Source organism: Streptomyces agglomeratus, from assembly GCF_001746415.1.
Taxonomy (GTDB): domain Bacteria; phylum Actinomycetota; class Actinomycetes; order Streptomycetales; family Streptomycetaceae; genus Streptomyces; species Streptomyces agglomeratus.
The window spans coordinates 3,661,899-3,685,426 of record NZ_MEHJ01000001.1; the positions used below are offsets into that span (position 1 = coordinate 3,661,899).

Here is a 23,528-nt window from a genome sequence, read left to right on the forward strand (position 1 = left end):
TCAGCCGGCCTTCGCGATGCGGGTGATGGGCGTGTGCGTCGTACCGGCCGGGGCGCGAACGCCCCCGCGTATGCGGGGCGTACGGACCCTGGTCCACGGGGTGAGCGCCCGCTGGAGGCCCAGCAGCAGCAAGTCGGCCACCACCGCCAGCAGCACACAGATCACCGAAGCCGTGAGCACCTGCGCCTTGAAGAGCGAGTCGAGGCCGTCCACGATCAGGGTGCCCAGGCCGCCGTACCCCACGATCGCGCCGACCGTCGTCAGCGCGACCGTCGACACCGTCGCGATCCGCACCCCGGCCAGCAGCGCGGGCAGCGCCAGGGGCAGTTCGACCTCCCACAGCAGCCGTCCGCGTCCGTACCCCATGCCCAGCGCGGCCTCCCGCGCCTCCGCCGGCACCGCTTCGAGCCCGGCCAGGATGTTGCGCACGAGGACGGTCAGCGAATAGAGCACGAGACCCGTGACGACCACGGCCGCCGAGAGCCCGAACACCGGCAGCAGCAGCGAGAACATCGCCAGCGACGGAACGGTGTAGAGCACGGTCGTCAGGCCGAGGACCGGACCGGCGAACCGCGACCGGCGTCCGTCCCGTCCGCGAGCGAGCAGCGCCAGCGGAAAGGCGATCAACAGGCCGAGCACCACCGAGACCAGGGTGATCCACACATGTTGCACGGTCGCGTCGGCCAATTCCTGGCCACGGGAGCGGACGTACTCCCCGCAGATCCAGTCGTTCGCCGTCAGACAGCTCCGGCCGCTCATGCCGCCCCACCTCCCCCGAGACCCCGAACTTATGTCTGACGACCCTATCCCCGGCCACTGACAACCGCCGGAACCTGCCACATTCCCGCAACATGGTGGGGACAGCGGACCGGCCACAATGGGGACTCATGATCCGATTCGAGCACGTCACCAAGCGGTACGCCGACGGCACCACCGCCGTCGACGACCTGTCCTTCGAGGTGGCCGAGGGCGAACTGGTCACGCTCGTCGGGCCGTCCGGCTGCGGCAAGACCACCACCATGAAGATGGTGAACCGGCTCATCGAGCCGACCGGCGGGCGGATCTTCCTCGACGGGAAGGACATATCCACCGTCGACCCCGTCCGGCTCCGCCGCCGTATCGGTTACGTCATCCAGCAGGTGGGCCTGTTTCCCCACAAGACCGTCCTGGACAACACCGCGACCGTCCCGCACCTCCTCGGCGTCAAGCGCGCCAAGGCCCGTGAGCGTGCCGCCGAGCTCCTCGACCTCGTCGGCCTCGACCCGTCCGTGCACGGCGACCGGTACCCCGACCAGCTCTCCGGCGGCCAGCGCCAGCGCGTCGGCGTGGCCAGGGCCCTGGCCGCCGACCCGCCCGTACTGCTGATGGACGAGCCGTTCGGCGCGGTCGACCCGGTGGTCCGCGAGCATCTCCAGAACGAATTCCTGCGGCTCCAGTCCCAGGTGCGCAAGACCGTGCTGTTCGTGACGCACGACATCGAGGAGGCCGTCCGGCTCGGTGACCGCATCGCCGTCTACGGGCAGGGCAGGATCGAGCAGTTCGACGCCCCGGCCGCCGTGCTCGGCGCGCCCGCCACCCCGTACGTCGCGGACTTCGTCGGCGCCGACCGCGGTCTCAAGCGCCTGTCCGTCACGCCCATCGAGCCGGGCGACCTGGAGCAGCCGCCCGTCGTCCACCTCGACGACCCCGTGCGGAAGGCGGCTTCGAAGCTGGCCGCCGAGGGCGCCCGCTGGGCCGTCGTACTGGACAGCTCCGACGACCTGCACGGCTGGATCTCCGCCGAGCAGGTCCGTGACGCGAGCGGGACCGTCCGCGAACACGCGCGCCGCATGGAGGCATGGCTGCCCGTCGGCGCCTCCCTCAAGCAGGCGTTCTCCACCATGCTCCAGCACGACGCCGGGTGGATCGCGGTCATCGACGAGGAGAGCGCGGGACGCTTCCTCGGCGTGCTCACACCGGCTCGTCTGCACGAGGCGCTGCGCCGTTCCATCGACGCCGACGCCCAGGACGTTCCCCGTACGGCGGTGGAGGTGCGGACGGTCAGCTCGCCCTGAGCCGGGCGCTCATCCACTCCATGGCGGCCGGTATCTCGCGCCGCCAGGTGCCGAAGTTGTGGCCGCCGTTGTCCAGGGTGATCGAGGAGACCCGCGCCGGCGGCCTCACCTTCCCGACGAACTTCACCGTGTCCCGGAGATTTTCCTCGCCCTGCCTCGAACTGGTCACGAGGAACGACGTCTTCGACGGCTTCACATGGTCCAGGCTCCACATCAGGTCGGCCCGGTTGCGCTCGGTCCTGTCGCCGTGGAAGAGGTCGCCGGTCGTCGGGTCCTCCGCCGCCCTGTAGTACGCGGACAGACCGGCGCCCGCGCCGAAGGTCCCCGGGTGGTGGATGGCGAACTTCAGGGCGCAGTAACCGCCGGTGGAATTCCCGATGACGCCCCAGTTCCGAGGCTTGGTGCCCACCCGGTAGGACTCCGACACCGCCTTGGGGATGTCCTTGGCGAGGAAGGTCTCGGTCTGCGGGCCGCCGGGCACGTTCACGCACTCGGTGTCCCGCGGCGGCGCCACGGTGGGCCGCAGCATCACCAGGATCATGGGCTGCATCGTGCCCTTCTGCGCCTGGGTGTGGGCGGTTCGCGGGTAACGCAGGCCCTTGAGCAGGTTCTCGGCCGTGCCCGGGTAGCCGGTGAGCACGAGGGCCGCCGGGAAGGTCTTCCCGGCGTACTGCGGCCAGAAATACTCGGGGGGCAGATAGACGTACGCCTGGCTCGCTATCTTCGAGTGCTCGCCCGCTATGACGACCTTCTGTATCTGGCCCCCCACGGCCGGCTTGGACCCGCCCTGCACATCCATGCCCTGCGTGGCGACGACCGTGAGGTCCCTGGCGCCGGCCGAGTGGTCGACGACGACACCCAGCTCGGTCTCCTGGCCGAAGAGGTCGGTCCAGGAGCCGTAGAAGAGGAAGGACTTGTTCGCGGCGAGCCCCAGCGTGGCGAAGAGCAGCAACTGGGTCACGAGGAGCAGACCGACCCTGCCCAGTACGGCACGCCAATTGCGGCCCGCCAGGCGGGGCCAGAGCGCGACGGTGGAGACGAACAGCACCACTGCCAGCACGGCGGCGAGCGCCAGAACCTTGTTACTGGTGAGGCCCATGATGAGGAGAAAGCTTTCTGCCTGAGAATTTCCCGGGAGCGAGTGAACCCGCTCCCCGGATGAGCCGTCCTAGAGAGCGCAAATTGTCCGGCTGCTTTCGGCCCAAGGACAGAAATTATCTCGCGGAGCCACGGGAAGCGATGTCTATCAGGCTAGATGGGGATAAAACCGGAGCGGTTCCCGGTCGGGTACGCCGGATCCTGCGGGGTCCGAGGCCCGAACGCGTCCCCTCCCTCGTCGGTACGGCCTGCACCTTCGTGGGCTTCCTCGACATCGCCGCCGGCGTCTTCCCGCGATTCCGGCACAGCCGGATGCACGCCTTCGCCGAGGTACTGCCCGGAGCGCTCGGCCCGTTCGCGGCCGCTCTCGCGATCAGCGCGGGCGTCCTGCTGCTGCTGCTCGCGCACGGCCTCAAGCGCCACAAGCGCCGCGCCTGGCGGGCCGCCGTGGTCCTGCTGCCCGCCGGGGCGGCCGCGCAGTTCGCGTACCGCAACTCGGTCATCGGCGTACTCATCTCGCTCGCCCTGCTCGCTCTCCTGCTGCGCCACCGGGGCGAGTTCGCCGCCCTGCCCGACCCGCGCAGCCGCTGGAAGGCGCTCGCGAACTTCTTCCTCCTCGGCGCGGGCTCGCTCGGGCTGGGTCTGGTCATCGTCAGCTCGCACCCGGCGAAGGTCATCGGCGACCCGAGCGTGGCGGAGCGCCTGGAGCACGTCCTGTACGGGCTGTTCGGCTTCGAGGGCCCGGTCGACTACGCGGGCCGGGTCTCCTGGACCGTCGGCTACTCGCTCGGCGCGCTGGGCCTGCTCACCGCCGTCACGACCATCTATCTGGCCCTGCGGCCCGAGCACCCGGCGGCGCGCCTCACCGCCGACGACGAGCAGCGGCTGCGCGAGCTGCTGGCCCGGCACGGCGGCCGCGACTCCCTCGGCCACTTCGCGCTGCGCCACGACAAGGCGGTCGTCTTCTCCCCCAGCGGCAAGGCCGCCGTCACCTACCGCGTGGTCTCCGGCGTGATGCTCGCCAGCGGCGACCCGATCGGCGACGTCGAGGCGTGGCCGGGCGCCATCGAACGATTCATGGACGAGGCCAAGGCCCACTCCTGGACCCCCGCCGTGATGGGGTGCAGCGAGACCGGCGGCGAGGTGTGGACCCGCGAGACCGGGCTCGACGCGCTGGAGCTCGGGGACGAAGCGGTGGTGCACGTGCCGGATTTCTCCTTGGCCGGGCGCGCCATGCGGAACGTACGCCAGATGGTCAAACGCATTGAGCGGGGCGGCTACGAGACGCGCGTACGCCGCGTCGGCGACCTCGGTGAGGCGGAGCTGGAGCGCGTGCGCAGGGCCGCCGCCGACTGGCGCGGCACCGACACCGAGCGCGGCTTCTCCATGGCGCTCGGCCGCATCGGGGAGCCCGGCGACGGGGACTGCGTGATCGCGACGGCCCACAAAGCGGCGGACGGCGGGCACGGCCAGGAGTCACCGTACGGAGACCTGAAGGCCGTACTCCACTTCGTCCCCTGGGGCACGGACGGGATGTCCCTGGACCTGATGCGCCGTGACCGCTCCGCCGATCCCGGCATGAACGAACTGCTGATCGTCGCCGCGCTCCAGGCCGCGCCGCGCCTGGGCGTCGACCGAGTCTCCCTCAACTTCGCGATGTTCCGCTCGGCGCTGGCACGCGGCGAGAAGATCGGGGCGGGGCCGGTACTGCGCGTGTGGCGCGGCCTGCTGGTGTTCCTCTCCCGCTGGTTCCAGATCGAGTCGCTGTACAAGTTCAACGCCAAGTTCCGGCCGCGGTGGGAGCCGCGGTTCGTGGTCTTCCGCACCACCCGCGACCTGCCGCGCATCGGTTTCGCCGCGATGCAGGCGGAGGGCTTCGTCACGCTGGGCCTGCCCCGCCCGTTCGCCCGCCCGGCCGCGGCGGGCCGGCGGCGGCCGTGCGCCCACCTCGAACAGGTGCGGGTGCGCCACGAGGCCGGGCAGCCGGCCGCCTGATCCGCTTCGCTCAGCCGACGCTGATCGCGATCTTGCCGCGGGTGTGGCCCTCCATGCTCAGCCGCAGGGCGTCGGCGGCCTCCGCCAGCGGGAAGACGGCGGCGACCTCGACGGACAGCGCGCCGCGCTCGGCCAGCTCCGTCAGCGCCGTCAGGTCGGCGGCGTCGGGGCGTACGAAGACGTAGCTGCCGCCGAGGCCCACCACGGCGCCGTCCGCGACGGACGCCAGCCGGCCCCCGGGCGCGAGCAGCTCGGGCGAGATCTTCAGCGCCTCACCGCCGACGAGGTCGAGCACGGCGTCGACGCCCTCGGGCGCGAGCGCCTTGACGCGGTCGGCCAGTCCGTCGCCGTACGCCACCGGGACGGCCCCCAGGGAGCGCAGGAAGTCGTGGTTGCGCTCGCTCGCCGTGCCGATGACCCGCGCCCCGAGGGTGCGCGCGATCTGCACCGCGAGGGCCCCGACGCCGCCGGCCGCCGCGTGCACCAGTACGGTCTCCCCTTCGGTGACCTGGAGCCGGTGGAGCGCCTGGTACGCGGTGAGGCCGGCCAGCGGCAGCCCCGCGGCCTCCTCGAAGGAGAGGTTGGCGGGCTTGCGGGCGAGCGTGCGCACGGGGGCGGCGACGTACTCGGCGAACGTGCCGCGCGAGACGAAGTCCTCCCGTACGTACCCGATGACCTCGTCACCCGGCGCGAACTCGGTCACTCCGACGCCCACCTGCTCCACCACACCGGCGACGTCCCAGCCGGGCACTACGGGGAAGACGGCGTCGAGCGCGGCGTCGAGGTAACCGGCCTGGATCTTCCAGTCGACGGGGTTGACCGCGGCGGCCCTGACGCGGACCAGGACGGCGTCCGGACCGACCTTCGGGTCCCGGACGTCGGTGTACTCGAGAACGTCCGGGCCGCCGTACGTGCCGTAGGTGATCGCCTTCATGGTGGTGCTCCTGTGGGTGTGCTGTGGTGACTGGGGGAAGTTTGCTTGAGCATCTCAAGCAACTGAAAAGACCGTAGACCTCAACCTTTGAGATAGTCAAGCTTCGCGCGCTAAGCTGGTGCCATGGCAGAGACGATCAGGACGATCCCCACCAAGGCACAGCTCATGGAGCGGCTCGCCGACTCCTTCAGCGGCTACTACGGCGACTTCTCCGTCGCCGCCGCCGACGCCGGCCTCAGCGCCAGCCAGGCCAAGACCCTCGGCGTGCTGCGCACGGCCCCCGCCTCGATGCGCGCCCTCGCGACCGTGCTGGCCTGCGACGCGTCCAACATCACCGGCATCGTCGACCGGCTGGAGAAGCGCGATCTCGTACGCCGCGAGGTCAGCCCCAGCGACCGCCGGGTCAAGAACGTGGTGCTCACCACCGCCGGCGAGGAGACCGTCGACGCCATCCGGGCCCGTATGCACACCACGCACGAGGCCCTGGACGCCCTGGACGACGCCGACCGCACCGCCCTCTACGACCTCCTCGGGCGCGTCTTCTGCGGTTCGCGCGGTCCGGGGACCACCACCTGACGCCTACGCTGGACGCATGAGTACGTTGCGCACGCGTGGCCGGGTCGAGGGTCTGCCGGAGTGGGACCGCTGTGCGGTGATGGGGGTCGTCAACGTGACGCCCGACTCCTTCTCCGACGGCGGGCGCTGGTTCGACACGACGGCCGCGGTCAAGCGCGGCCTGGACCTCGTCGCCGAGGGAGCCGACCTGATCGACGTCGGCGGCGAGTCGACCCGGCCCGGCGCCTCCCGCGTCGACGCCGACGAGGAGCTGAAGCGGGTGATCCCGGTGGTGCGCGGCCTCGCGTCCGAAGGTGTCACCGTCTCCGTGGACACCATGCGCGCCGCCGTCGCCGAACAGGCGGTCGCGGCCGGCGCGGTCCTGGTCAACGACGTCAGCGGCGGCCTCGCCGACCCCGCCATGATCCCCGCCGTCGCGGCGGCCGGAGCCCCCTTCGTCGTCATGCACTGGCGCGGCTTCAGTGAGCAGATGAACAGCCGCGCGGTGTACGCCGACGTCGTGAGCGAGGTCGTCGCCGAGCTGCACGCGCGCGTGGAGGCCGTCGTCGCGGGCGGCATCGCCCCCGAACGCATCGTCGTCGACCCGGGCCTGGGCTTCGCGAAACAGGCCGAACACGATCTCGCCCTGGTCGCCCGGCTCGGCGCCCTGCGCGCCCTCGGGCGCCCTCTCCTGGTGGCCGCCTCCCGCAAGCGGTTCCTCGGCCACGTCCTGGCGGCCTCCGCCGGCGAGGGTGCCGCCCCACCGCCCGCGCGTGAACGGGACGCCGCCACCGCCGCCGTCTCCGCCATCGCCGCCCACGAGGGCGCCTGGGCGGTACGCGTGCACGAGGTACGGGCGACCGCCGACGCCGTACGGGTCGCCAGGGCCGTAGAGGGCGCCCTGTGAGCCGCGCGCGCACGGACGCCGAACAGGTCGAAGTGGTCAACACGGCGTTCTACGAGGCCGTGGAGCGCGGCGACTTCGAAGAGCTGTCGGCGATCTGGCTGGACGACGAGATCTCCTGCGTCCACCCGGGCTGGCCGGTGCTGTCGGGGCGGGGCGAGGTCCTGCGCTCGTACGCCCTGATCATGGCGAACACGGAGTACATCCAGTTCTTCCTCACCGACGTGAAGGTGACCGTCCTCGGCGACACCGCCCTGGTGGTCTGCACCGAGAACACCCTCAGCGGCGGCCCGGCCGAGGAGGCGGGCGAACTGGGCCCGCTCGTCGGCCAGCTGATCGTGGCCACCAATGTGTTCCGCCGCACAGAGGACGGCTGGAAGCTGTGGTCGCACCACGGCTCCCCCGTTCTGGCCGAAAACGGTGAGGAAGAGGACGACGAGACACCCGCCTGAGTGGGTAGGGGCCTGTGGAAGGTTGGCGTCCGGGGCCCCTGGGTATGGGCGGCTACCAGCCCCAAGAGCTTCTGTCCATAGCCCCCGTGGGCGTCCGGTGTCAGTGCTCGCAGGTAGATTCGGGTAAGGGTGGCAGGCCGACCGCACTCGGCAGGCGCCCTCGTTCTCTACGACAGCAGGAGTGATTCGCGTGGATCGTGTCGCGCTGCGCGGCCTCAAGGCCCGCGGGCACCACGGCGTGTTCCCCCGGGAGCGTGAGGAAGGCCAGACCTTCATCGTGGACCTGGTTCTCAGCCTCGACACCCGCCCCGCGGCGGCCGACGACGACCTGGCGAAGACCGTGCACTACGGAGTCGTGGCGGAAGAGGTCGTGGACGTCGTCCAGGGCGAGCCGGTCGACCTGATCGAGACACTGGCCGAGCGGATCGCCCAGCAGTGCCTCAAGCACGCCGGGGTGAAGGAGGTCGAGGTCTGCGTCCACAAGCCGGATGCCCCGATCACGGTGCCCTTCGACGACGTGACCATCACCATCACCCGGAGCCGAGTATGAACCGCACAACGAGCGACCCGACCGTGCAGCCGGTGCCCGCCTCCGTGGTGGAACAGGTCGACGCTGCGGACATCACGCTGTCCAACCCCAAATGGGCCGTGATCTCCCTCGGCTCGAACCTGGGCAACCGCCTGGAGACCCTCCAGGGCGCGATCGACGCCCTGGAGGACACCCCCGGCCTGCGCGTGAAGGCCGTCTCCCCGGTGTACGAGACCGAGCCCTGGGGCGTCGACCCCGGCTCCCAGCCGTCGTACTTCAACGCGGTCGTCGTCATCAAGACCACCCTGCCGCCGGCCTCGCTGCTGGAGCGCGGCCAGGCCATCGAGGAAGCCTTCGACCGGGTCCGGGAGGAGCGCTGGGGTCCGCGCACGATCGACGTCGACATCGTGGCGTACGCCGATGTGGTGTCCGAGGACCCGCTCCTCACCCTCCCGCACCCGCGCGCCCACGAGCGCGCCTTCGTGCTGGCCCCGTGGCACGACGTGGACCCGCAGGCGCAGCTGCCCGGCCGCGGCCCCGTGGGGGACCTGCTGAACGGCGTCGGCGCCACCGGCGTACTCGCCCGCCCCGATCTGGAACTCCGACTGCCCGAGTAGTCGTTAGGCTGACGGACGGCAACGACCGGACGCGTGATCGTGACCGGCTGTGACATGAACCGATGTGAGGGGCGCTCTCGGTGAAGCAACTTCGGCTCGGGGTACTGGCCGGTCTCTTCGCCGTGGCCGGCGTCCTGTCCTGGGGCGGCGCCCGGCTCTGGGACACGTTCGGCACGCTGCCGAGCGTCCCGCTGGCGGCGCCCGTGGTGCTTGCCGTGATCGCCGTCGTGCTCCTGGCGACCGCGCTGTCGATCCGCTCCCGGCTGCGCGCCCAGCGGGAGCGCCGGCCGGGCGCGAAGGGCGTGGAGCCGCTGATGGCGGCCCGCGCGGTGGTATTCGGCCAGGCGAGCGCGCTGGTCGCGTCGCTGGTCTGCGGCATGTACGGCGGCGTGGGCGTCTACCTGCTGATGAACAGCCTCGACGTACCCGCCCGCCGCGACCAGGCCATCTACGCGGGCCTGGCCGTGCTGGCAGGCGCCGGCGTCGTCGCGGCGGCCTTCTTCCTGGAGCGGGTCTGCAAGCTCCCGGACGACGAGGAAACGGGCGCCGCCCCTACAGCCTGAGCCCCACCGCCGGGAGCGAAAGCCCGGGGAACTCGTACGCACCGCCGGAGCGAAAGCCCGAGGAGCTCATGCGCACCGCCGGAGCGAAAGCCCGGCGGGCACTCTCCCGCCGCCCGGCCCGGAGCTCAGCGGGCCATGATCAGGCTCATCGCCTCGTTGCGCGTCGCGGAATCCCGCAGCTGCCCGCGCACGGCCGAGGTGATGGTCTTCGCGCCCGGCTTGCGGATGCCGCGCATCGACATGCACATGTGCTCGCACTCGATCACCACGATCACGCCGCGCGGCTCCAGGATCTCCATCAGGGAGTCGGCGACCTGCGTGGTGAGCCGCTCCTGCACCTGCGGGCGGCGGGCGAACACGTCGACCAGCCGCGCCAGCTTGGACAGACCGGTGATCTTGCCACTGGTGGCCGGGATGTACCCGACGTGGGCCACCCCGCGAAAGGGAACGAGGTGGTGCTCGCAGGTCGAGAAGACCTCGATGTCCTTGACCAGGATCATCTCGTCGTGGCCCAGGTCGAACGTCGTGGTCAGCACGTCCTCGGGCTGCTGCCACAGCCCCGCGAATATTTCCTTGTACGCCCGCGCCACGCGCCCCGGGGTCGCCCGCAGCCCTTCGCGGTCCGGGTCCTCGCCGATCGAGATGAGGAGTTCGCGTACGGCGTTCTCGGCCCGCTTCTCGTCGAACTCGCCGATGGTGCCCTCGCCGTCCAACGTCACCGGGTCGGTCATCTGTGCCTCGTTCCTGTGCTTTACATGCCGCGGGCGGCCGTACGAATATGCCGCGCCGAAAACGCCGCGTCCCCCAGGCTAAAACCTGGGGGACGCGGCGTTCATTCCGGGCCCCGCGCGGGGGCCGGACGATCAGCTCTCGGGGCGCTCCTCCGGGATCGCCTCGGTGGCCGGGGTGTCCACGGGGCCGGCCGTCACCGCGGGAGTCCCACCGTTGGCAGTGGCGCCATTGGTGAGGGAGAGCTCCTTCGGGGAGAGCACCGGCGGCCGCGTCGACGGCATACGGCGGGAAGAACCGGTCCACGCGGGGCGGGCCGGGCGCTTCACGATCGGGCTGAAGATCTCGGCGATCTCCTCCTTGTTCAGCGTCTCCTTCTCCAGGAGGGCCAGAACCAGGTTGTCGAGAACGTCGCGGTTCTCGACGAGGATCTCCCACGCCTCGTTGTGCGCGGTCTCGATGAGCTTCTTGACCTCTTCGTCGACCAGCGCGGCGACCTCTTCCGAGTAGTCGCGCTGGTGACCCATGTCACGGCCGAGGAACGGCTCGGAGCCGTCCTGACCGAACTTGATCGCGCCGAGGCGCTCGGTCATGCCGTACTGCGTGACCATCGCGCGGGCCGTGGCGGTGGCCTTCTCGATGTCGTTCGAGGCGCCCGTGGTGGGGTCGTGGAACACCAGTTCCTCGGCCGCACGGCCGCCCATCATGTAGGCGAGCTGGTCCAGCATCTCGTTGCGCGTGGTCGAGTACTTGTCCTCGTCCGGGAGCACCATCGTGTAACCGAGGGCACGCCCGCGGGACAGGATGGTGACCTTGTGCACCGGGTCGCTGTTGGGAGAAGCCGCCGCGACCAGGGCGTGACCGCCCTCGTGGTACGCGGTGATCTTCTTTTCCTTCTCGCTCATGATCCGGGTCCGCTTCTGCGGTCCGGCCACGACACGGTCGATCGCCTCGTCAAGAGCGTGGTTGTCGACCAGCTTCTTGTCCGTACGGGCGGTCAGCAGCGCCGCCTCGTTCAGCACGTTCGCCAGATCGGCGCCGGTGAAGCCGGGCGTACGACGGGCGACGGCCCGGAGGTCGACCTCCGGCGTGACCGGCTTGCCCTTCGCGTGCACCTTGAGGATTTCGAGGCGGCCCATGAGGTCCGGACGGTCGACCGCGATCTGCCGGTCGAAGCGGCCCGGGCGCAGGAGCGCCGGGTCGAGGATGTCCGGACGGTTCGTGGCGGCGATCAGGATGACGCCGCCCTTCACGTCGAAGCCGTCCATCTCGACGAGCAGCTGGTTCAGCGTCTGCTCGCGCTCGTCGTGACCGCCGCCCATGCCGGCGCCGCGGTGACGGCCCACGGCGTCGATCTCGTCGACGAAGACGATCGCCGGAGCGTTCGCCTTGGCCTGCTCGAAGAGGTCACGCACCCGGGAGGCACCGACACCGACGAACATCTCGACGAAGTCGGAACCGGAGATCGAGTAGAACGGGACTCCGGCCTCACCGGCGACGGCACGCGCGAGCAGCGTCTTGCCCGTACCGGGCGGGCCGTACAGCAGGACACCCTTGGGGATCTTGGCGCCGACGGCCTGGAACTTCGCCGGCTCCTGGAGGAACTCCTTGATCTCGTGGAGTTCCTCGACCGCCTCGTCGGCGCCCGCCACATCGGCGAACGTCGTCTTGGGGGTGTCCTTGGTGATGAGTTTGGCCTTGGATTTCCCGAACTGCATGACCCGGGAGCCGCCGCCCTGCATCTGATTCATCAGGAACAGGAAGACGACAACGATCAGGACGAAGGGGAGCAGGGAGAGCAGGATCCCGACGAACGGGTTCTGCTTGGAGGGGGAGACCGTGTAGCCCTTGTCGATGTCCCCGCTGTCGAACTTCGACTGCAGCTTGTTGGCGAGCGCGACGCCCTGGTCGCCGATGTAGCTCGCCTGGATCTTGCTGCTGTCCTTGACCTTCTGGCCGTCCTTGAGCTCGACCTTGATGACCTGTTCGTCACCGGTCGTCAGCTTGGCCTGCTTGACCTGGTTCTTGTCGATCGCCTGGACGACCTCGGCAGTGTCCACCGTCTTGTAGCCGCCGGACGAGCCGACAACCTGCATCAACACGACCACGGCGAGGACGGCCAGCACGATCCACATGACCGGCCCACGGAAGTATCGCTTCACGTCCATCCATACGGGGCGGTAATCGCCCCGTCCCTCCTGCCCGTAGGTAAATGCTGCTGTTTAAAAAGACTGTTCTTCGGACGGTACCCCAGCATTGTCACCCGCGACTGCCGGGGACGGCTGACGAACCTGCCTTCCCATGCTCCAACGGCGGGGCAAGGGTGGAGGTTCCCGGCAGGCGACGCCCGGCTCGCCGCGCGGGCTCAGCCGCCGTAGACGTGCGGGGCGAGCGTCCCGACGAACGGCAGGTTGCGGTACTTCTCCGCGTAGTCCAGGCCGTAACCGACGACGAACTCGTTCGGGATGTCGAAGCCGACCCACTTCACGTCGAGCTGGACCTTCGCCGCCTCAGGCTTGCGCAGCAGCGTGCAGACGTTCAGCGACGCCGGCTCACGCGATCCGAGGTTCGACAGCAGCCAGGAGAGCGTCAGACCCGAGTCGATGATGTCCTCGACGATCAGGACGTGCTTGCCCTTGATGTCGGTGTCGAGGTCCTTGAGGATGCGGACGACGCCGGAGGACTGGGTACCCGCGCCGTACGACGAGACCGCCATCCAGTCCATCGTGACGGGCGTGGACAGCGCCCGTGCCAGGTCGGCCATCACCATGACGGCGCCCTTGAGGACACCCACGATGAGCAGGTCCTTGCCCGCGTACTCCGCATCGATCTTCGCGGCCAGCTCGACCAGCTTCGCGTCGATTTCTTCCTTGGTGATGAGCACCGACTTGAGGTCGGTGCCCATGTCCTTCTCGTCCACCGGGGTCACTTTCGTAGTGCTTCAGCGCATCAGCCCTGCCGGATGACCAGTCTGCCACCCTGCCGCCGCGCCTCCACCCGTCCGGGGAGGTTGATGACTCCCTGCCCGCGCCAGCCCGTGATCAGCCGGTCCACCTCTTCGACGTGCCGCGCGAAGAGCGATCCGGCCGGCGAGCCCGCGGAGATGGCGGCCCGGCGCAGGACCCGGCGGCGTACGGCCGGGGGCAGGGCGTAGAGCTTCACGCACTCCAGCTGACCGGATTCGTCCCGTACGGACGCGTCCGCCTCGGCGGCCCAGTCGTCGAGGGCGTCGGCGTCGTCGCGGGAGAGCTGCGCGGTCCGGGCGAGGGCCTCGACGACGCCCTTGCCGAGCGCCTTCTCCAGGGCCGGCAGGCCGTCGTGGCGCAGCCGCGAGCGGGTGTAGGCGGGGTCGGTGTTGTGCGGGTCGTCCCAGACGGGCAGCGACTGGACCATGCATGCCTTGCGGGCGGTCTGCCGGTCGATCTGGAGGAAGGGCCTGCGGTAGCGGCCGGCGCCGGTCACGGCGGCCATGCCGGACAGCGAGCGGATGCCGGAGCCGCGGGCGAGGCCGAGCAGGACCGTCTCCGCCTGGTCGTCGCGCGTATGGCCGAGCAGGACGGCGGCGGCGCCGTGGCGCTCGGCGGCGGCGTCCAGCGCCGCGTAGCGGGCGTCGCGGGCGGCTGCTTCGGGGCCGCCGTCACGGCCGACGGTCACGGCGACGGCCTCGGCGGGGTCGAGGCGCAGCGCGGTGAGGCGGGTGACGACCTCGGCGGCCCTGATGTCGGAGCCTTCCTGGAGGCCGTGGTCGACCGTGACGCCGCCGGCCCGGATGCCGAGTTTGGGCGCCTCGAAGGCGAGGGCGGAGGCGAGCGCCATGGAGTCGGCGCCGCCGGAGCACGCCACGAGCACGAGCGGCGCCGGTGGCGGCTCGTGGGGCGCGGCGCCCGGCGGGCCGCCCGCCATGGCGCGCGGGGTGATGCCGGTGCTGTCGGTGATGTCGGTCAGTACGTCGTGGAGTACGCGGCGGACCGCCAGGCGTATCGCTGCGACCGCAGGATGGGGACCCATGTCCGGTGCCCTTCGGTGAAGTTGGTGTGCCTCGGGAGGAGAAGGCCAGTCACTCAGAGTGCGTCGATGGTGACAGAGCCGGGCCATTCCCCGAGCATTGCACGCCTACCCAGCGCCTACGGTCCCTCGGATGGGTGATTGGAGGGGCGTTCTCCTGCCACCGACCGCATCCGTGTCACGACTCCGCCTTGCGGTGCACCCGCGCGACCCAGTCCGCCGGTTTGGCGATCTCCGCCTTGGTGGGGAGCGTGTTCGGGGAGGTCCAGACCCGGTTGAAGCCGTCCATTCCCACTTCCTCCACCACAGCCCGTACAAAACGCTCACCGTCACGGTACTGCCGGAGCTTGGCGTCCAGACCGAGCAGTTTGCGCAGGGCCAGGTCCAGGCGGCTGGCGCCGCGGGCCCTGCGCTGCTGGAACTTCTCGCGGATCTCGGCGACGGACGGCACCACATCGGGCCCCACGCCGTCCATCACGAAGTCCGCGTGGCCTTCGAGCAGCGACATGACGGCCGTCAGCCGGCCGAGGATCTCGCGCTGGGCGGGGGTCTGGACGATCTCGACCAGGCTGCGGCCGCCGTCCTCGCCCGCCTCGCCCTCGGGGCGGCCCCCGGCGAGCGACTGGGCCGCCTCGCGCAGGCGCTCCAGCACGGTCATCGGGTCGACCTCGGTCTCGGCGAGGAACGACTGGATTTCGCCCTCCAGGTGGTCGCGCAGCCAGGGCACGGCCGTGAACTGGGTGCGGTGGGTCTCCTCGTGCAGGCACACCCACAGCCGGAAGTCGTGCGGGTCGACTTCGAGCTCCCGCTCGACGTGCACGATGTTCGGCGCGACGAGCAGGAGGCGGCCGCCGCCGGTTCCGGCGGGCAGGTCGCGGGAGGGCGGGGCGAAGGTCTCGTACTGTCCGAGGACGCGCGAGGCGAGGAAGGACAGCAGCATGCCGACCTCGACGCCGGTCACCTTGCCGCCGACCGCGCCGAGCACGGCGCCGCCGGGTCCGTCGCCCCGTCGTTCCTGCATCTTGTCGAGGAGCGGGCGCAGGATCTCCCTGAACCCGGCGACGTTCGCCCTGATCCAGCCGGCCCGGTCGACGACGAGGACCGGGGTGTTCTGCGGCTCGTGTCCCTCGGGGATCATCCGCGTGAAGGCGCGGACGTGCTCTTCCGACGCCTTGGCGTGCCGGCGGAGCTCGGCGACGACGGCGCGCGCCTCGTCCCGGCTCACCTCGGGACCTGGCCTCACCAGTCGGGTCGCGGTCGCCACCGCGAGGTTCCAGTCGACCATCTCCGCACCACCGATGCTCGTCATGCGTCAACCGTACGTTGTCGACCCGGTCGGCGGAGAGGTGTTGTCCTCCACCTGTACCCCTGAACTTTGTCGGGGGTCAGGTCCGGCCCGGCCGCCCCGCGGACGGTTCGCAGCCGCAGTTGGCGATCGTGGAGGCGAGCCGGTCCAGGGCCGACTGGGCGGCTTCGGGGCCGGTGGAGCCGGAGGCGAGGAAGGCGAAGGAGAGCAGCCGGCCGTCCGCGTCGACGACCGTTCCGGCCAGGGTGTTCACGCCGCTGAGGGTGCCGGTCTTGGCGCGGACCATGCCCGTACCGGGTGCGTCCTCGGCGTACCGGCTGCTCAGTGTGCCGCTGAAACCGGCCACCGGCAGGCCGGTGAGGACGGGCCGCAGCGCGGGGCGGGCCGGGTCGGCGGCGCGGGCGAGCAGGCCGGACAGCAGGGCCGCGGACATGCGGTCGTCGCGGTCGAGGCCGCTGCCGTCCGAGAAGCGGGCGCCGTCCAGCGGCAGCCGCAGCTTCCTCAGGCTGGACTCGACGGCCCTGCCCGCGCCCTCGAAGCTGGCCGGTTCGTCCGAGGCGAGTGCCGTCTGGCGGGCGAGCGCCTCGGCGATGTCGTTGTCGCTGTGGGTGAGGGTGCGCTCGACGAGGGCGGACAGGGGCGCGGAGAAGACCCGGGCCACCGGTTCGGCGCCGGCCGGGCCCTTGCCGGGTGCGGGGTCGCCCTTCGTCCGGACGCCGCGCTCGCGGAGCATCAGCGCGAAGGCGCGGGCGGCGTCGGCGGCGGGGTCGGCGCTGCGCGGGGCGGGCCCGCTGCGGGAGCCGTCCAGCCGGCCTTCCTCGATCATCAGGGGGCTGACGGGGCTGATGTTCTCGTTGGGGCCGATGGGGTGAAGGTCGGGTCCCGAGTACAGCGTGGTGTCGTACGCCAGCTCCGTCTCGGCGGCGCCGCGGTCGCGCAGGACGCGGGCCGTGTCGTCGGCCAGGGCGCCCAGCGCGTCCCGGTCCAGGGTCGGGTCGCCGCCGCCGACCAGCACGGTCTTCTCCCCGTCGCGGTCCGCTGTGACGGTGGTGGCGATGCGGTGGCCGGGTCCGAGGGCGGAGAGTGCGGCGACCGCGGTCGCGATCTTGATGGTGGACGCCGGAACCATTCCGTCCGCGTCGCCCTTCCCGTACACCTGCGCGCCGGTCGCGGTGTCGATCACGGACGCGGTACGCCGCGTGCCGAGCGCGGGGTCGCGCAGCAGCGGGTCGAGGGCGTCCGCGAGGCCGCTCGCCGCGGGCGGCGGTACGGGCCTGCCGAGCGCGGTGAGCACGCCGGGCGCCCGGGGGGCGGGCGGCGGGGCGTCGGGCGCCCCCGGCTGGTGATGTGCGCCACCCGTGCCGTCCTGGGAGGCGGCCCACGCCCGCTCGGCCTTACGCTGACCGGAGTCCCAGGGGCCTGCCGCGGCCACCGCACCGGCAGAGAGGGCGAGACCGGCGACAGCCGCGATCGCCGCGAGCTGCCACGTTTTGCGCTCCGGCACCTCGGACCAGCCCCTTTCGCGATCACACACCTGCGTGAGGGACACTTAACCACTGCGTGTTGCCGGGAGCATGACGCCCCGGCTCGTCCGGCCTACCGAACCGGCCGACGGTCCGGGGCTCGCCCCGGAAGGACGCAGCGCCATCCGGAGTTTGTGCTGATCATGGAGGAACCACCCGTGGAGTTCGACGTCACCATCGAGATTCCGAAGGGTTCGCGGAACAAGTACGAGGTGGACCACGAGACCGGCCGGATCCGCCTGGACCGTCGACTCTTCACTTCCACGAGCTACCCGGCGGACTACGGCTTCGTCGAGAACACCCTCGGCGAGGACGGCGACCCGCTGGACGCGCTCGTACTGCTCGACGAGCCCACGTTCCCCGGCTGTGTCATCAAGTGCCGCGCGATCGGCATGTTCCGGATGACCGACGAGGCCGGCGGCGACGACAAGCTGCTGTGCGTTCCGGCGTCTGACCCGCGCGTCGAGCACCTGCGCGACATCCACCACGTGTCGGAGTTCGACCGCCTCGAGATCCAGCACTTCTTCGAGGTCTACAAGGACCTGGAGCCCGGCAAGTCCGTAGAGGGCGCCGACTGGGTCGGCCGCACCGAGGCCGAGGCCGAGGTCGAGGCTTCGTACAAGCGCCTCCAGGCGCAGGGCGGCAGCCACTGACGAGCCCCTGGGCTTGACTGACATCGCGGCGGGCGGTGCACCCCAATGGGGGTGCACCGCCCGCCGCGTGTTGAGCGACGCGCAAGGGGAAGGCGTCCGTCCGCATACTGGGCATGTCTGGCCATGGGTTGGGCATACGAACGTACTGGATCAAGGACTCGAAGCGAGGCAAGTAGTGGCGGAGCCGAAGCGCGGCGGCAGCGGGGCCGAGAGTGAGGGCCCCGAGGACCGCAAGCCGCAGTCGGACGAGGCGCGCAGCGCCTTCACTCCGCCGGCCGGGGTGGAGCAGCCGGAACCGCCCGAGGAGGACAGCCCCACCTCGGAGTTCGCCCTCCCGGAAGGGCTGACCACGGGCGAGCACCCCATCCCGCCGGAGGTCTCGGCCTTCGACACCCCGAGCACCTACAGCGCCCGCAACGCGCCGCCCGCCTTCACCCCGGCCCACGGGGTGCCCATGGTCCGGCTGACCAAGGAGGCTCCCTGGCAGGACCGGATGCGCACGCTGCTGCGCATGCCGGTGGGCGACCGGCCGGTGCCGGAGCCGGTGCAGCGGCACGACGAGGCGGGGCCCGCCGTGCCGCGCGTGCTGGACCTGACGCTGCGTATCGGCGAGCTGCTGCTCGCGGGCGGCGAGGGTGCCGAGGACGTCGAGGCCGCGATGTTCGGCGTGAGCCGGGCCTACGGGCTCGACCGCTGCGAGCCGAACGTCACCTTCACGCTGCTGTCCATCTCGTACCAGCCCTCACTGGTGGAGGACCCGGTCACGGCGAGCAGGACCGTACGCCGCCGGGGCACCGACTACACGCGGCTGGCGGCCGTCTACCACCTCATCGACGACATCACGTCGCCGGACACCGACGTCACGCTGGAAGAGGCGTACCGCACCCTCGCGGAGATACGGCGCAACCGTCACCCGTACCCGGGCTGGGCGCTGACCGCGTCCAGCGGGCTGCTGGCGGGTGCGGCCTCGGTGCTGGTCGGCGGTGGTCCCGTGGTGTTCCTGGCCGCCGCGATCGGAGCGATGCTCGGCGACCGGCTGGCGTGGCTGTGCGCGGGGCGCGGACTGCCCGAGTTCTACCAGTTCGTGGTGGCGGCGATGCCGCCCGCCGCCATAGGAGTGGCCCTCACGCTGGCGCCCACGACGACGATGTGGGACGTGCGGCCCTCCGCGGTGATCACCGGTGGACTCTTCGCGCTGCTGCCGGGGCGGGCCCTGGTGGCGGGGGTGCAGGACGGTCTGACCGGTTACTACATCACCGCGTCGGCGCGGCTGCTCGAAGTCATGTACTTCTTCATCGCCATCGTCATCGGCGTGCTGGTCGTGCTCTATCTGGGCGTGCAGCTGGACGCCGAGCTGCACGCGGCGACGTCCCTGGTGACCGTGGAGCGGCCGGTGACGCAGATCCTGGCGTCAATGCTGCTGTGCTTCGCCTTCGCGATCCTGCTCCAGCAGGAACGCAACACCGTGCTCATCGTGACGCTGAACGGCGGAGTGGCGTGGATCGTGTACGGCGCGATGCACGACGTCGGCGAGATCTCCGCGGTCGCATCGACGGCTGTCGCGGCCGGGCTCGTGGGCCTCTTCGGGCAGCTGTTCTCGCGCTACCAGTACGCGTCGGCGCTGCCGTACGTCACGGCGGCGATCGGTCCGCTGCTGCCCGGTTCGTCGACGTACTTCGGACTGCTGGGCATCGCGCAGAACGATCTGAACCAGGGGCTCGCGTCCCTGTCGACGGCGGCGGCCCTGTCGCTGGCCATCGCCATCGGGGTGAATCTGGGTGGAGAGATCTCCCGGCTGTTCCTGAAGATGCCGGGGGCCGGCCGTGGGGCGAGCCGCCGCGCGGCCAAGCGGACGCGCGGCTTCTAGGGTCCGCCCGGGTCAGTACCCGCCCGGGCCGGGCTGCCCGGGTCAGCGCTTGGCGTGGCGGCCGCGCGAGGAGGGGGGCGTGCCGTCGGCCTGGTCGCCTCCGGCGGCCGCGGCCTTCTTGTTCTTGCTGCGGGCACGCAGGTACTCGATGACGATCGGAAGGACCGAGATCAGGACGATCAGGATCAGGATCGCTTCGATGTTCTTGTGGACGAATTCGACCTTGCCGAGCGAGGCGCCGAGCAGCGTGACGCCCGCTCCCCACAGCACACCGCCGATGATGTTGAACGTGATGAACGAGCGGTAATTCATCCGGCTCACGCCGGCGATGATCGGCGTGAACGTACGGACGATCGGCACGAAGCGGGCCAGGACCAGCGACTTGGGGCCGTACTTCTCGAAGAAGTCGTGGGCCTTCTCGACGTTCTCCTGTTTGAAGAGTTTGGAGTCCGGGCGCTTGAACAGGGCCGGTCCGACCTTGCGGCCGAAGAGATAGCCGACCTGGTCACCGAGGATCGCCGCGATGACCACCAGGGTGCATACCAGCCACAGCGGGGTGTCCAGAACGCCCGTGGTCACCAGCAGGCCGGTGGTGAACAGCAGCGAGTCGCCCGGCAGGAAGAAGCCGATGAGCAGGCCGGACTCGGCGAAGACGATGACCAGCAGGCCGATCAGGCCGAACTGCTCCAGCAGATAGTCCGGATCCAGCCAGGTAGGTCCGAGCGCAAGCGTATTCACGGGTACCGGGCTCCTGGGTGGGGTCGTCGTCTGCGGGTGTGCTGCCCAAAGCTATCAACGCCACCGGTGTGCTCCTGGTTCCAGTAGGCCCGAGGGGATGCGCAGGAGCCCGTCTGCGGTCAGGCTGTCCGGCAGGAGGTGGATGCGAATGAGCATCGAGGATTACGGCGGCGGGCAGAACACGCGGTCCGACGTACTGGTGGTCACCACCAACGACGCACCCGGCTACCGGGTGGAGCGCGTGATCGGTGAGGTGTTCGGCCTGACGGTGCGCTCACGGCACTTGGGCAGCCAGATCGGCGCGGGACTGAAGTCGATGATCGGCGGCGAGCTCAAAGGGCTCACCAAGACGCTGGTGGAGACCCGCAACCAGGCGATGGAGCGGCTCGTCGAGCAGGCCAGGGCGCGCGGCGCCAACGGTGTGCTGACGATGCGCTTCGACGTGACCGACGCGGCCGACGTGGGCACCGAGGTGTGCGCGTACGGCACGGCGGTCGTCCTCACCAAGGAGTGACGGCGGGCCGGCCCGTGTACGGCTCCGGGGCGCCTGCGGAGCCGTACACGGGCCGCCCGGAGCCCGTGCGTGGCGCCCTGAGCCCTTGAAGCTGCGCCCTCACCCGCGCCCACGACCGTGCCTGCCGTCCGAGCCGTCCCGAGCCGTCCGAGCCGTGCGCTACGCGTGGCGGGCGGCGTTCGCCAGGATCGCCTCGCGCAGGTAGGCCGCCAGGCCCGGCTTCGCCGCGTCGATCGAGGTGGTGAAGCGCTCGTCAACGACGTACATCTCGGCGAGGCAGACGTGCATGTCGTAGCCGCAGTCGTAGTGGTTGCGGCTGATCAGGGCGCGGTGCTCCTCGGCGAGATCCATGGCCCGGACGGAACCGGGCGCGGCGCCGTCCTCCATGGCGGCGACCAGGCGGGCGGTGTTCTCCTCGCCCTCCGCCTTGATCCGCAGCCAGTCCTCCTTGGTGTACGACGCGGTCCTGCGCCGCGACTCCTTGTACGCCTCGCTGTCGCCCCAGCGCTGCTCGACTTCCTCGGCGTACTGCTCGGGGTCGTGGTCGCCGAAGACCTCGAACTTCTCTTCCGGGGTGAGTTTGATGCCCATCTTCCGTGCCTCCAAGGCGGTTTCGACGGCGGCGGCCATCTCCTGAAGTTTCGTGATCCGGGCGGACAGCAGCTCGTGCTGGCGCCGCAGGTGCTCCCGCGGGTCCACGCCCGGGTCGTCGAGGAGGGCCGCCACCTCGTCGAGCGGGAAGCCGAGCTCCCGGTAGAACAGGATCTGCTGCAACCGGTCGAGGTCGGCGTCGTCATAGCGCCGGTGGCCCGCGTGGCTGCGGCCGCTCGGGGAGAGCAGTCCGATCTCGTCGTAGTGGTGCAGCGTGCGCACCGTCACTCCGGCGAATCCGGCGACCTGTCCCACGGAGTAGCTCATCGCTTCCGCTCCTTCTTCTTCTCGGTACGCACTCAGCCTCGGCCCTCACGCCACGTGAGGTGCAAGCCCCATTCCGCGAAGCGTTACGCCCCTTATGTGCAGCTATTGACCTTTATGGTGAGCCCATGGCACTTCACCGAGGCGGTACGGGCCCTGACAGCGAGCCGCACCGCAGGCTCGCCCTGAACCCCTTCTACGGCGCCGCCGACCCGGTCGGCGACATGGAGGCGGCCCCGCCGCGGCACCGCCTGCCCGAGGGACCCATGGCGCCCGCGACGGCGTACCAGCTCGTGCACGACGAGCTGATGCTCGACGGCAACTCCCGGCTCAACCTCGCCACCTTCGTGACCACCTGGATGGAACCGCAGGCGGGTGCACTGATGGCCGAGTGCCGGGACAAGAACATGATCGACAAGGACGAGTATCCGCGCACCGCCGAGCTGGAGCGGCGCTGCGTGGCCATGCTGGCCGACCTGTGGAACGCCCCGGACCCCACGGCGGCCGTGGGGTGCTCGACCACCGGCTCCAGCGAGGCCTGCATGCTCGCCGGGATGGCGCTCAAGCGCCGGTGGGCCCTCAGAAACTCCGACCGGTACCCGGGCGCGGCCCGGCCGAACCTGGTGATGGGCGTGAACGTCCAGGTGTGCTGGGAGAAGTTCTGCACTTTCTGGGAGGTCGAGGCGCGCCAAGTCCCGATGGAGGGCGACCGGTTCCACCTCGATCCGCAGGCCGCCGCCGCCCTCTGCGACGAGAACACCATCGGGGCGGTCGCCGTACTGGGCTCCACCTTTGACGGCTCGTACGAACCGGTGGCCGAGATCTGCGCCGCTCTGGACGACCTCCAGGAGCGCACGGGTCTCGATGTCCCGGTGCATGTGGACGGGGCCTCCGGCGCGATGGTCGCTCCCTTCCTCGACTCCGATCTGGTCTGGGACTTCCGGCTGCCGAGGGTCGCCTCCATCAACACCTCGGGGCACAAGTACGGCCTGGTCTATCCGGGAGTCGGCTGGGCGCTGTGGCGCTCGCCCGCCGAACTCCCGGAGGAACTGGTCTTCCGGGTCAACTACCTGGGCGGCGACATGCCGACCTTCGCCCTCAACTTCTCCCGGCCCGGTGCGCAGGTGGTCGCGCAGTACTACACCTTCCTCCGGCTCGGCAGGGACGGATACCGGGCTGTGCAGCAGGCGTCGAGGGACGTGGCGCGGGGGCTCGCGGAACGGGTCGAGGCCATGGGCGACTTCCGCCTCCTGTCGCGGGGCGATGAGCTGCCGGTGTTCGCCTTCACCACCGCCGACGACGTACGCGGCTTCGACGTCTTCGACGTGTCGCGGCGGCTGCGGGAGCGGGGGTGGCTGGTTCCGGCGTACACCTTTCCCGAGAACCGGCAGGATCTGGCCGTCCTGCGGATCGTCTGCCGCAACGGGTTCTCGGCGGATCTGGCGGCGCTGCTGGTGGAAAGCCTCGAGGAGGTGCTCCCCGAGCTGCGGGCACAGTCCCACCCCACGACCCGGGACGCGTCCGCCGCGACGTCGTTCCACCACTGACCGGCCGTGTCCGTCGTCGCAGGTGTCCGT

The 23,528-nt window shown here is 70.6% G+C and carries 23 protein-coding genes; 12 read left to right on the plus strand and 11 right to left on the minus strand.

Annotated elements, in window-relative coordinates:
• Positions 1–759 carry an ABC transporter permease gene (locus AS594_RS15765; protein ID WP_069932815.1) on the minus strand — a complete coding sequence of 253 codons (759 nt, stop codon included), beginning with the start codon at positions 757–759 and terminating at the stop codon, positions 1–3.
• A gap of 128 nt (positions 760–887) precedes the next feature.
• On the opposite strand from AS594_RS15765, the gene AS594_RS15770 reads away from it, so the two are divergent.
• Positions 888–2,054, plus strand: coding sequence for an ABC transporter ATP-binding protein (locus AS594_RS15770; protein WP_069932814.1), 1,167 nt, complete (start codon positions 888–890; stop codon positions 2,052–2,054).
• Here AS594_RS15770 and AS594_RS15775 read toward each other — a convergent pair.
• Entirely contained in the window at positions 2,041–3,153 is a 1,113-nt protein-coding gene (locus AS594_RS15775) for an alpha/beta hydrolase (RefSeq protein WP_069932813.1), read from the minus strand. The two genes, AS594_RS15770 and AS594_RS15775, sit on opposite strands and share 14 nt — an antisense overlap.
• A 140-nt stretch (positions 3,154–3,293) precedes the next feature.
• On the opposite strand from AS594_RS15775, the gene AS594_RS15780 reads away from it, so the two are divergent.
• Positions 3,294–5,147 (plus strand): phosphatidylglycerol lysyltransferase domain-containing protein, encoded by a 1,854-nt coding sequence (locus AS594_RS15780; protein WP_069932812.1) that lies wholly within the window; start codon positions 3,294–3,296, stop codon positions 5,145–5,147.
• Between the two features lie 10 nt (positions 5,148–5,157).
• On the opposite strand, the gene AS594_RS15785 is transcribed toward AS594_RS15780, so the two are convergent.
• Complete coding sequence (locus AS594_RS15785) at positions 5,158–6,081, minus strand: NADP-dependent oxidoreductase (protein WP_069927643.1); 924 nt, start codon at positions 6,079–6,081, stop codon at positions 5,158–5,160.
• 123 nt (positions 6,082–6,204) lie between these two features.
• On the opposite strand from AS594_RS15785, the gene AS594_RS15790 reads away from it, so the two are divergent.
• From AS594_RS15790 to AS594_RS15815, 6 genes are all read left to right on the plus strand, one after another.
• On the plus strand, positions 6,205–6,657 hold the full coding sequence (locus AS594_RS15790; protein ID WP_069927644.1) for a MarR family winged helix-turn-helix transcriptional regulator: 453 nt from the start codon (positions 6,205–6,207) through the stop codon (positions 6,655–6,657).
• A gap of 16 nt (positions 6,658–6,673) precedes the next feature.
• Positions 6,674–7,543, plus strand: a complete 870-nt coding sequence (gene folP / locus AS594_RS15795; protein ID WP_069927645.1) for a dihydropteroate synthase — start codon at positions 6,674–6,676, stop codon at positions 7,541–7,543.
• The gene (locus tag AS594_RS15800; RefSeq protein WP_069927646.1) at positions 7,540–7,992 is read left to right on the plus strand and encodes a nuclear transport factor 2 family protein; all 453 of its coding nucleotides are present in this window, start codon (positions 7,540–7,542) and stop codon (positions 7,990–7,992) included. Before folP ends, AS594_RS15800 begins: the two co-directional genes overlap by 4 nt.
• 190 nt (positions 7,993–8,182) lie before the next feature.
• Complete coding sequence (gene folB / locus AS594_RS15805) at positions 8,183–8,542, plus strand: dihydroneopterin aldolase (protein WP_069932811.1); 360 nt, start codon at positions 8,183–8,185, stop codon at positions 8,540–8,542.
• Complete coding sequence (gene folK, locus AS594_RS15810) at positions 8,539–9,138, plus strand: 2-amino-4-hydroxy-6-hydroxymethyldihydropteridine diphosphokinase (RefSeq protein WP_069932810.1); 600 nt, start codon at positions 8,539–8,541, stop codon at positions 9,136–9,138. The genes folB and folK overlap by 4 nt, the downstream gene beginning before the upstream one ends.
• Before the next feature lie 80 nt (positions 9,139–9,218).
• A complete protein-coding gene (locus AS594_RS15815; protein ID WP_069932809.1) occupies positions 9,219–9,701 on the plus strand; it encodes a DUF3180 domain-containing protein in 483 nt (160 codons plus the stop codon).
• Positions 9,702–9,826: 125 nt separating this feature from the next.
• Here the strand turns inward: AS594_RS15815 and folE are convergent, their stop codons facing one another.
• From folE to dacB, 6 genes are all read right to left on the minus strand, one after another.
• Positions 9,827–10,432 (minus strand): GTP cyclohydrolase I FolE, encoded by a 606-nt coding sequence (folE, locus tag AS594_RS15820; RefSeq protein WP_069927650.1) that lies wholly within the window; start codon positions 10,430–10,432, stop codon positions 9,827–9,829.
• 132 nt (positions 10,433–10,564) lie between these two features.
• Positions 10,565–12,598 (minus strand): ATP-dependent zinc metalloprotease FtsH, encoded by a 2,034-nt coding sequence (gene ftsH, locus AS594_RS15825; protein ID WP_069927651.1) that lies wholly within the window; start codon positions 12,596–12,598, stop codon positions 10,565–10,567.
• Positions 12,599–12,795: 197 nt separating this feature from the next.
• Positions 12,796–13,335: a hypoxanthine phosphoribosyltransferase gene (gene hpt / locus AS594_RS15830; RefSeq protein ID WP_069930539.1), complete on the minus strand. Its 540-nt coding sequence runs from the start codon at positions 13,333–13,335 to the stop codon at positions 12,796–12,798.
• A 44-nt stretch (positions 13,336–13,379) separates the two neighbouring features.
• The gene (gene tilS / locus AS594_RS15835; protein WP_069927652.1) at positions 13,380–14,438 is read right to left on the minus strand and encodes a tRNA lysidine(34) synthetase TilS; all 1,059 of its coding nucleotides are present in this window, start codon (positions 14,436–14,438) and stop codon (positions 13,380–13,382) included.
• A gap of 175 nt (positions 14,439–14,613) precedes the next feature.
• Entirely contained in the window at positions 14,614–15,744 is a 1,131-nt protein-coding gene (locus tag AS594_RS15840) for a zinc-dependent metalloprotease (RefSeq protein WP_069932808.1), read from the minus strand.
• 76 nt (positions 15,745–15,820) lie between these two features.
• Positions 15,821–17,245, minus strand: a complete 1,425-nt coding sequence (dacB, locus tag AS594_RS15845; protein ID WP_069932807.1) for a D-alanyl-D-alanine carboxypeptidase/D-alanyl-D-alanine endopeptidase — start codon at positions 17,243–17,245, stop codon at positions 15,821–15,823.
• A 177-nt stretch (positions 17,246–17,422) separates the two neighbouring features.
• On the opposite strand from dacB, the gene AS594_RS15850 reads away from it, so the two are divergent.
• Together AS594_RS15850 and AS594_RS15855 are read left to right on the plus strand one after the other, a co-directional pair.
• Complete coding sequence (locus AS594_RS15850; protein WP_069930540.1) at positions 17,423–17,917, plus strand: inorganic diphosphatase; 495 nt, start codon at positions 17,423–17,425, stop codon at positions 17,915–17,917.
• Positions 17,918–18,092: 175 nt separating this feature from the next.
• Positions 18,093–19,784, plus strand: a complete 1,692-nt coding sequence (locus AS594_RS15855) for a threonine/serine exporter family protein (protein WP_069927655.1) — start codon at positions 18,093–18,095, stop codon at positions 19,782–19,784.
• A gap of 42 nt (positions 19,785–19,826) precedes the next feature.
• On the opposite strand, the gene AS594_RS15860 is transcribed toward AS594_RS15855, so the two are convergent.
• On the minus strand, positions 19,827–20,522 hold the full coding sequence (locus tag AS594_RS15860) for a DedA family protein (RefSeq protein ID WP_069932806.1): 696 nt from the start codon (positions 20,520–20,522) through the stop codon (positions 19,827–19,829).
• 148 nt (positions 20,523–20,670) lie between these two features.
• Between AS594_RS15860 and AS594_RS15865 the strand changes: the two genes are divergently transcribed.
• Positions 20,671–21,036, plus strand: a complete 366-nt coding sequence (locus AS594_RS15865; RefSeq protein ID WP_069927657.1) for a YbjQ family protein — start codon at positions 20,671–20,673, stop codon at positions 21,034–21,036.
• Positions 21,037–21,195: 159 nt separating this feature from the next.
• Here AS594_RS15865 and AS594_RS15870 read toward each other — a convergent pair whose 3' ends face one another.
• Positions 21,196–21,954: a MerR family transcriptional regulator gene (locus tag AS594_RS15870; RefSeq protein WP_069932805.1), complete on the minus strand. Its 759-nt coding sequence runs from the start codon at positions 21,952–21,954 to the stop codon at positions 21,196–21,198.
• 125 nt (positions 21,955–22,079) lie between these two features.
• Here AS594_RS15870 and gad point away from each other — a divergent pair, with 125 nt between their 5' ends.
• Positions 22,080–23,498, plus strand: coding sequence for a glutamate decarboxylase (gene gad, locus AS594_RS15875; protein WP_069932804.1), 1,419 nt, complete (start codon positions 22,080–22,082; stop codon positions 23,496–23,498).
• Positions 23,499–23,528: the final 30 nt, after the last annotated feature.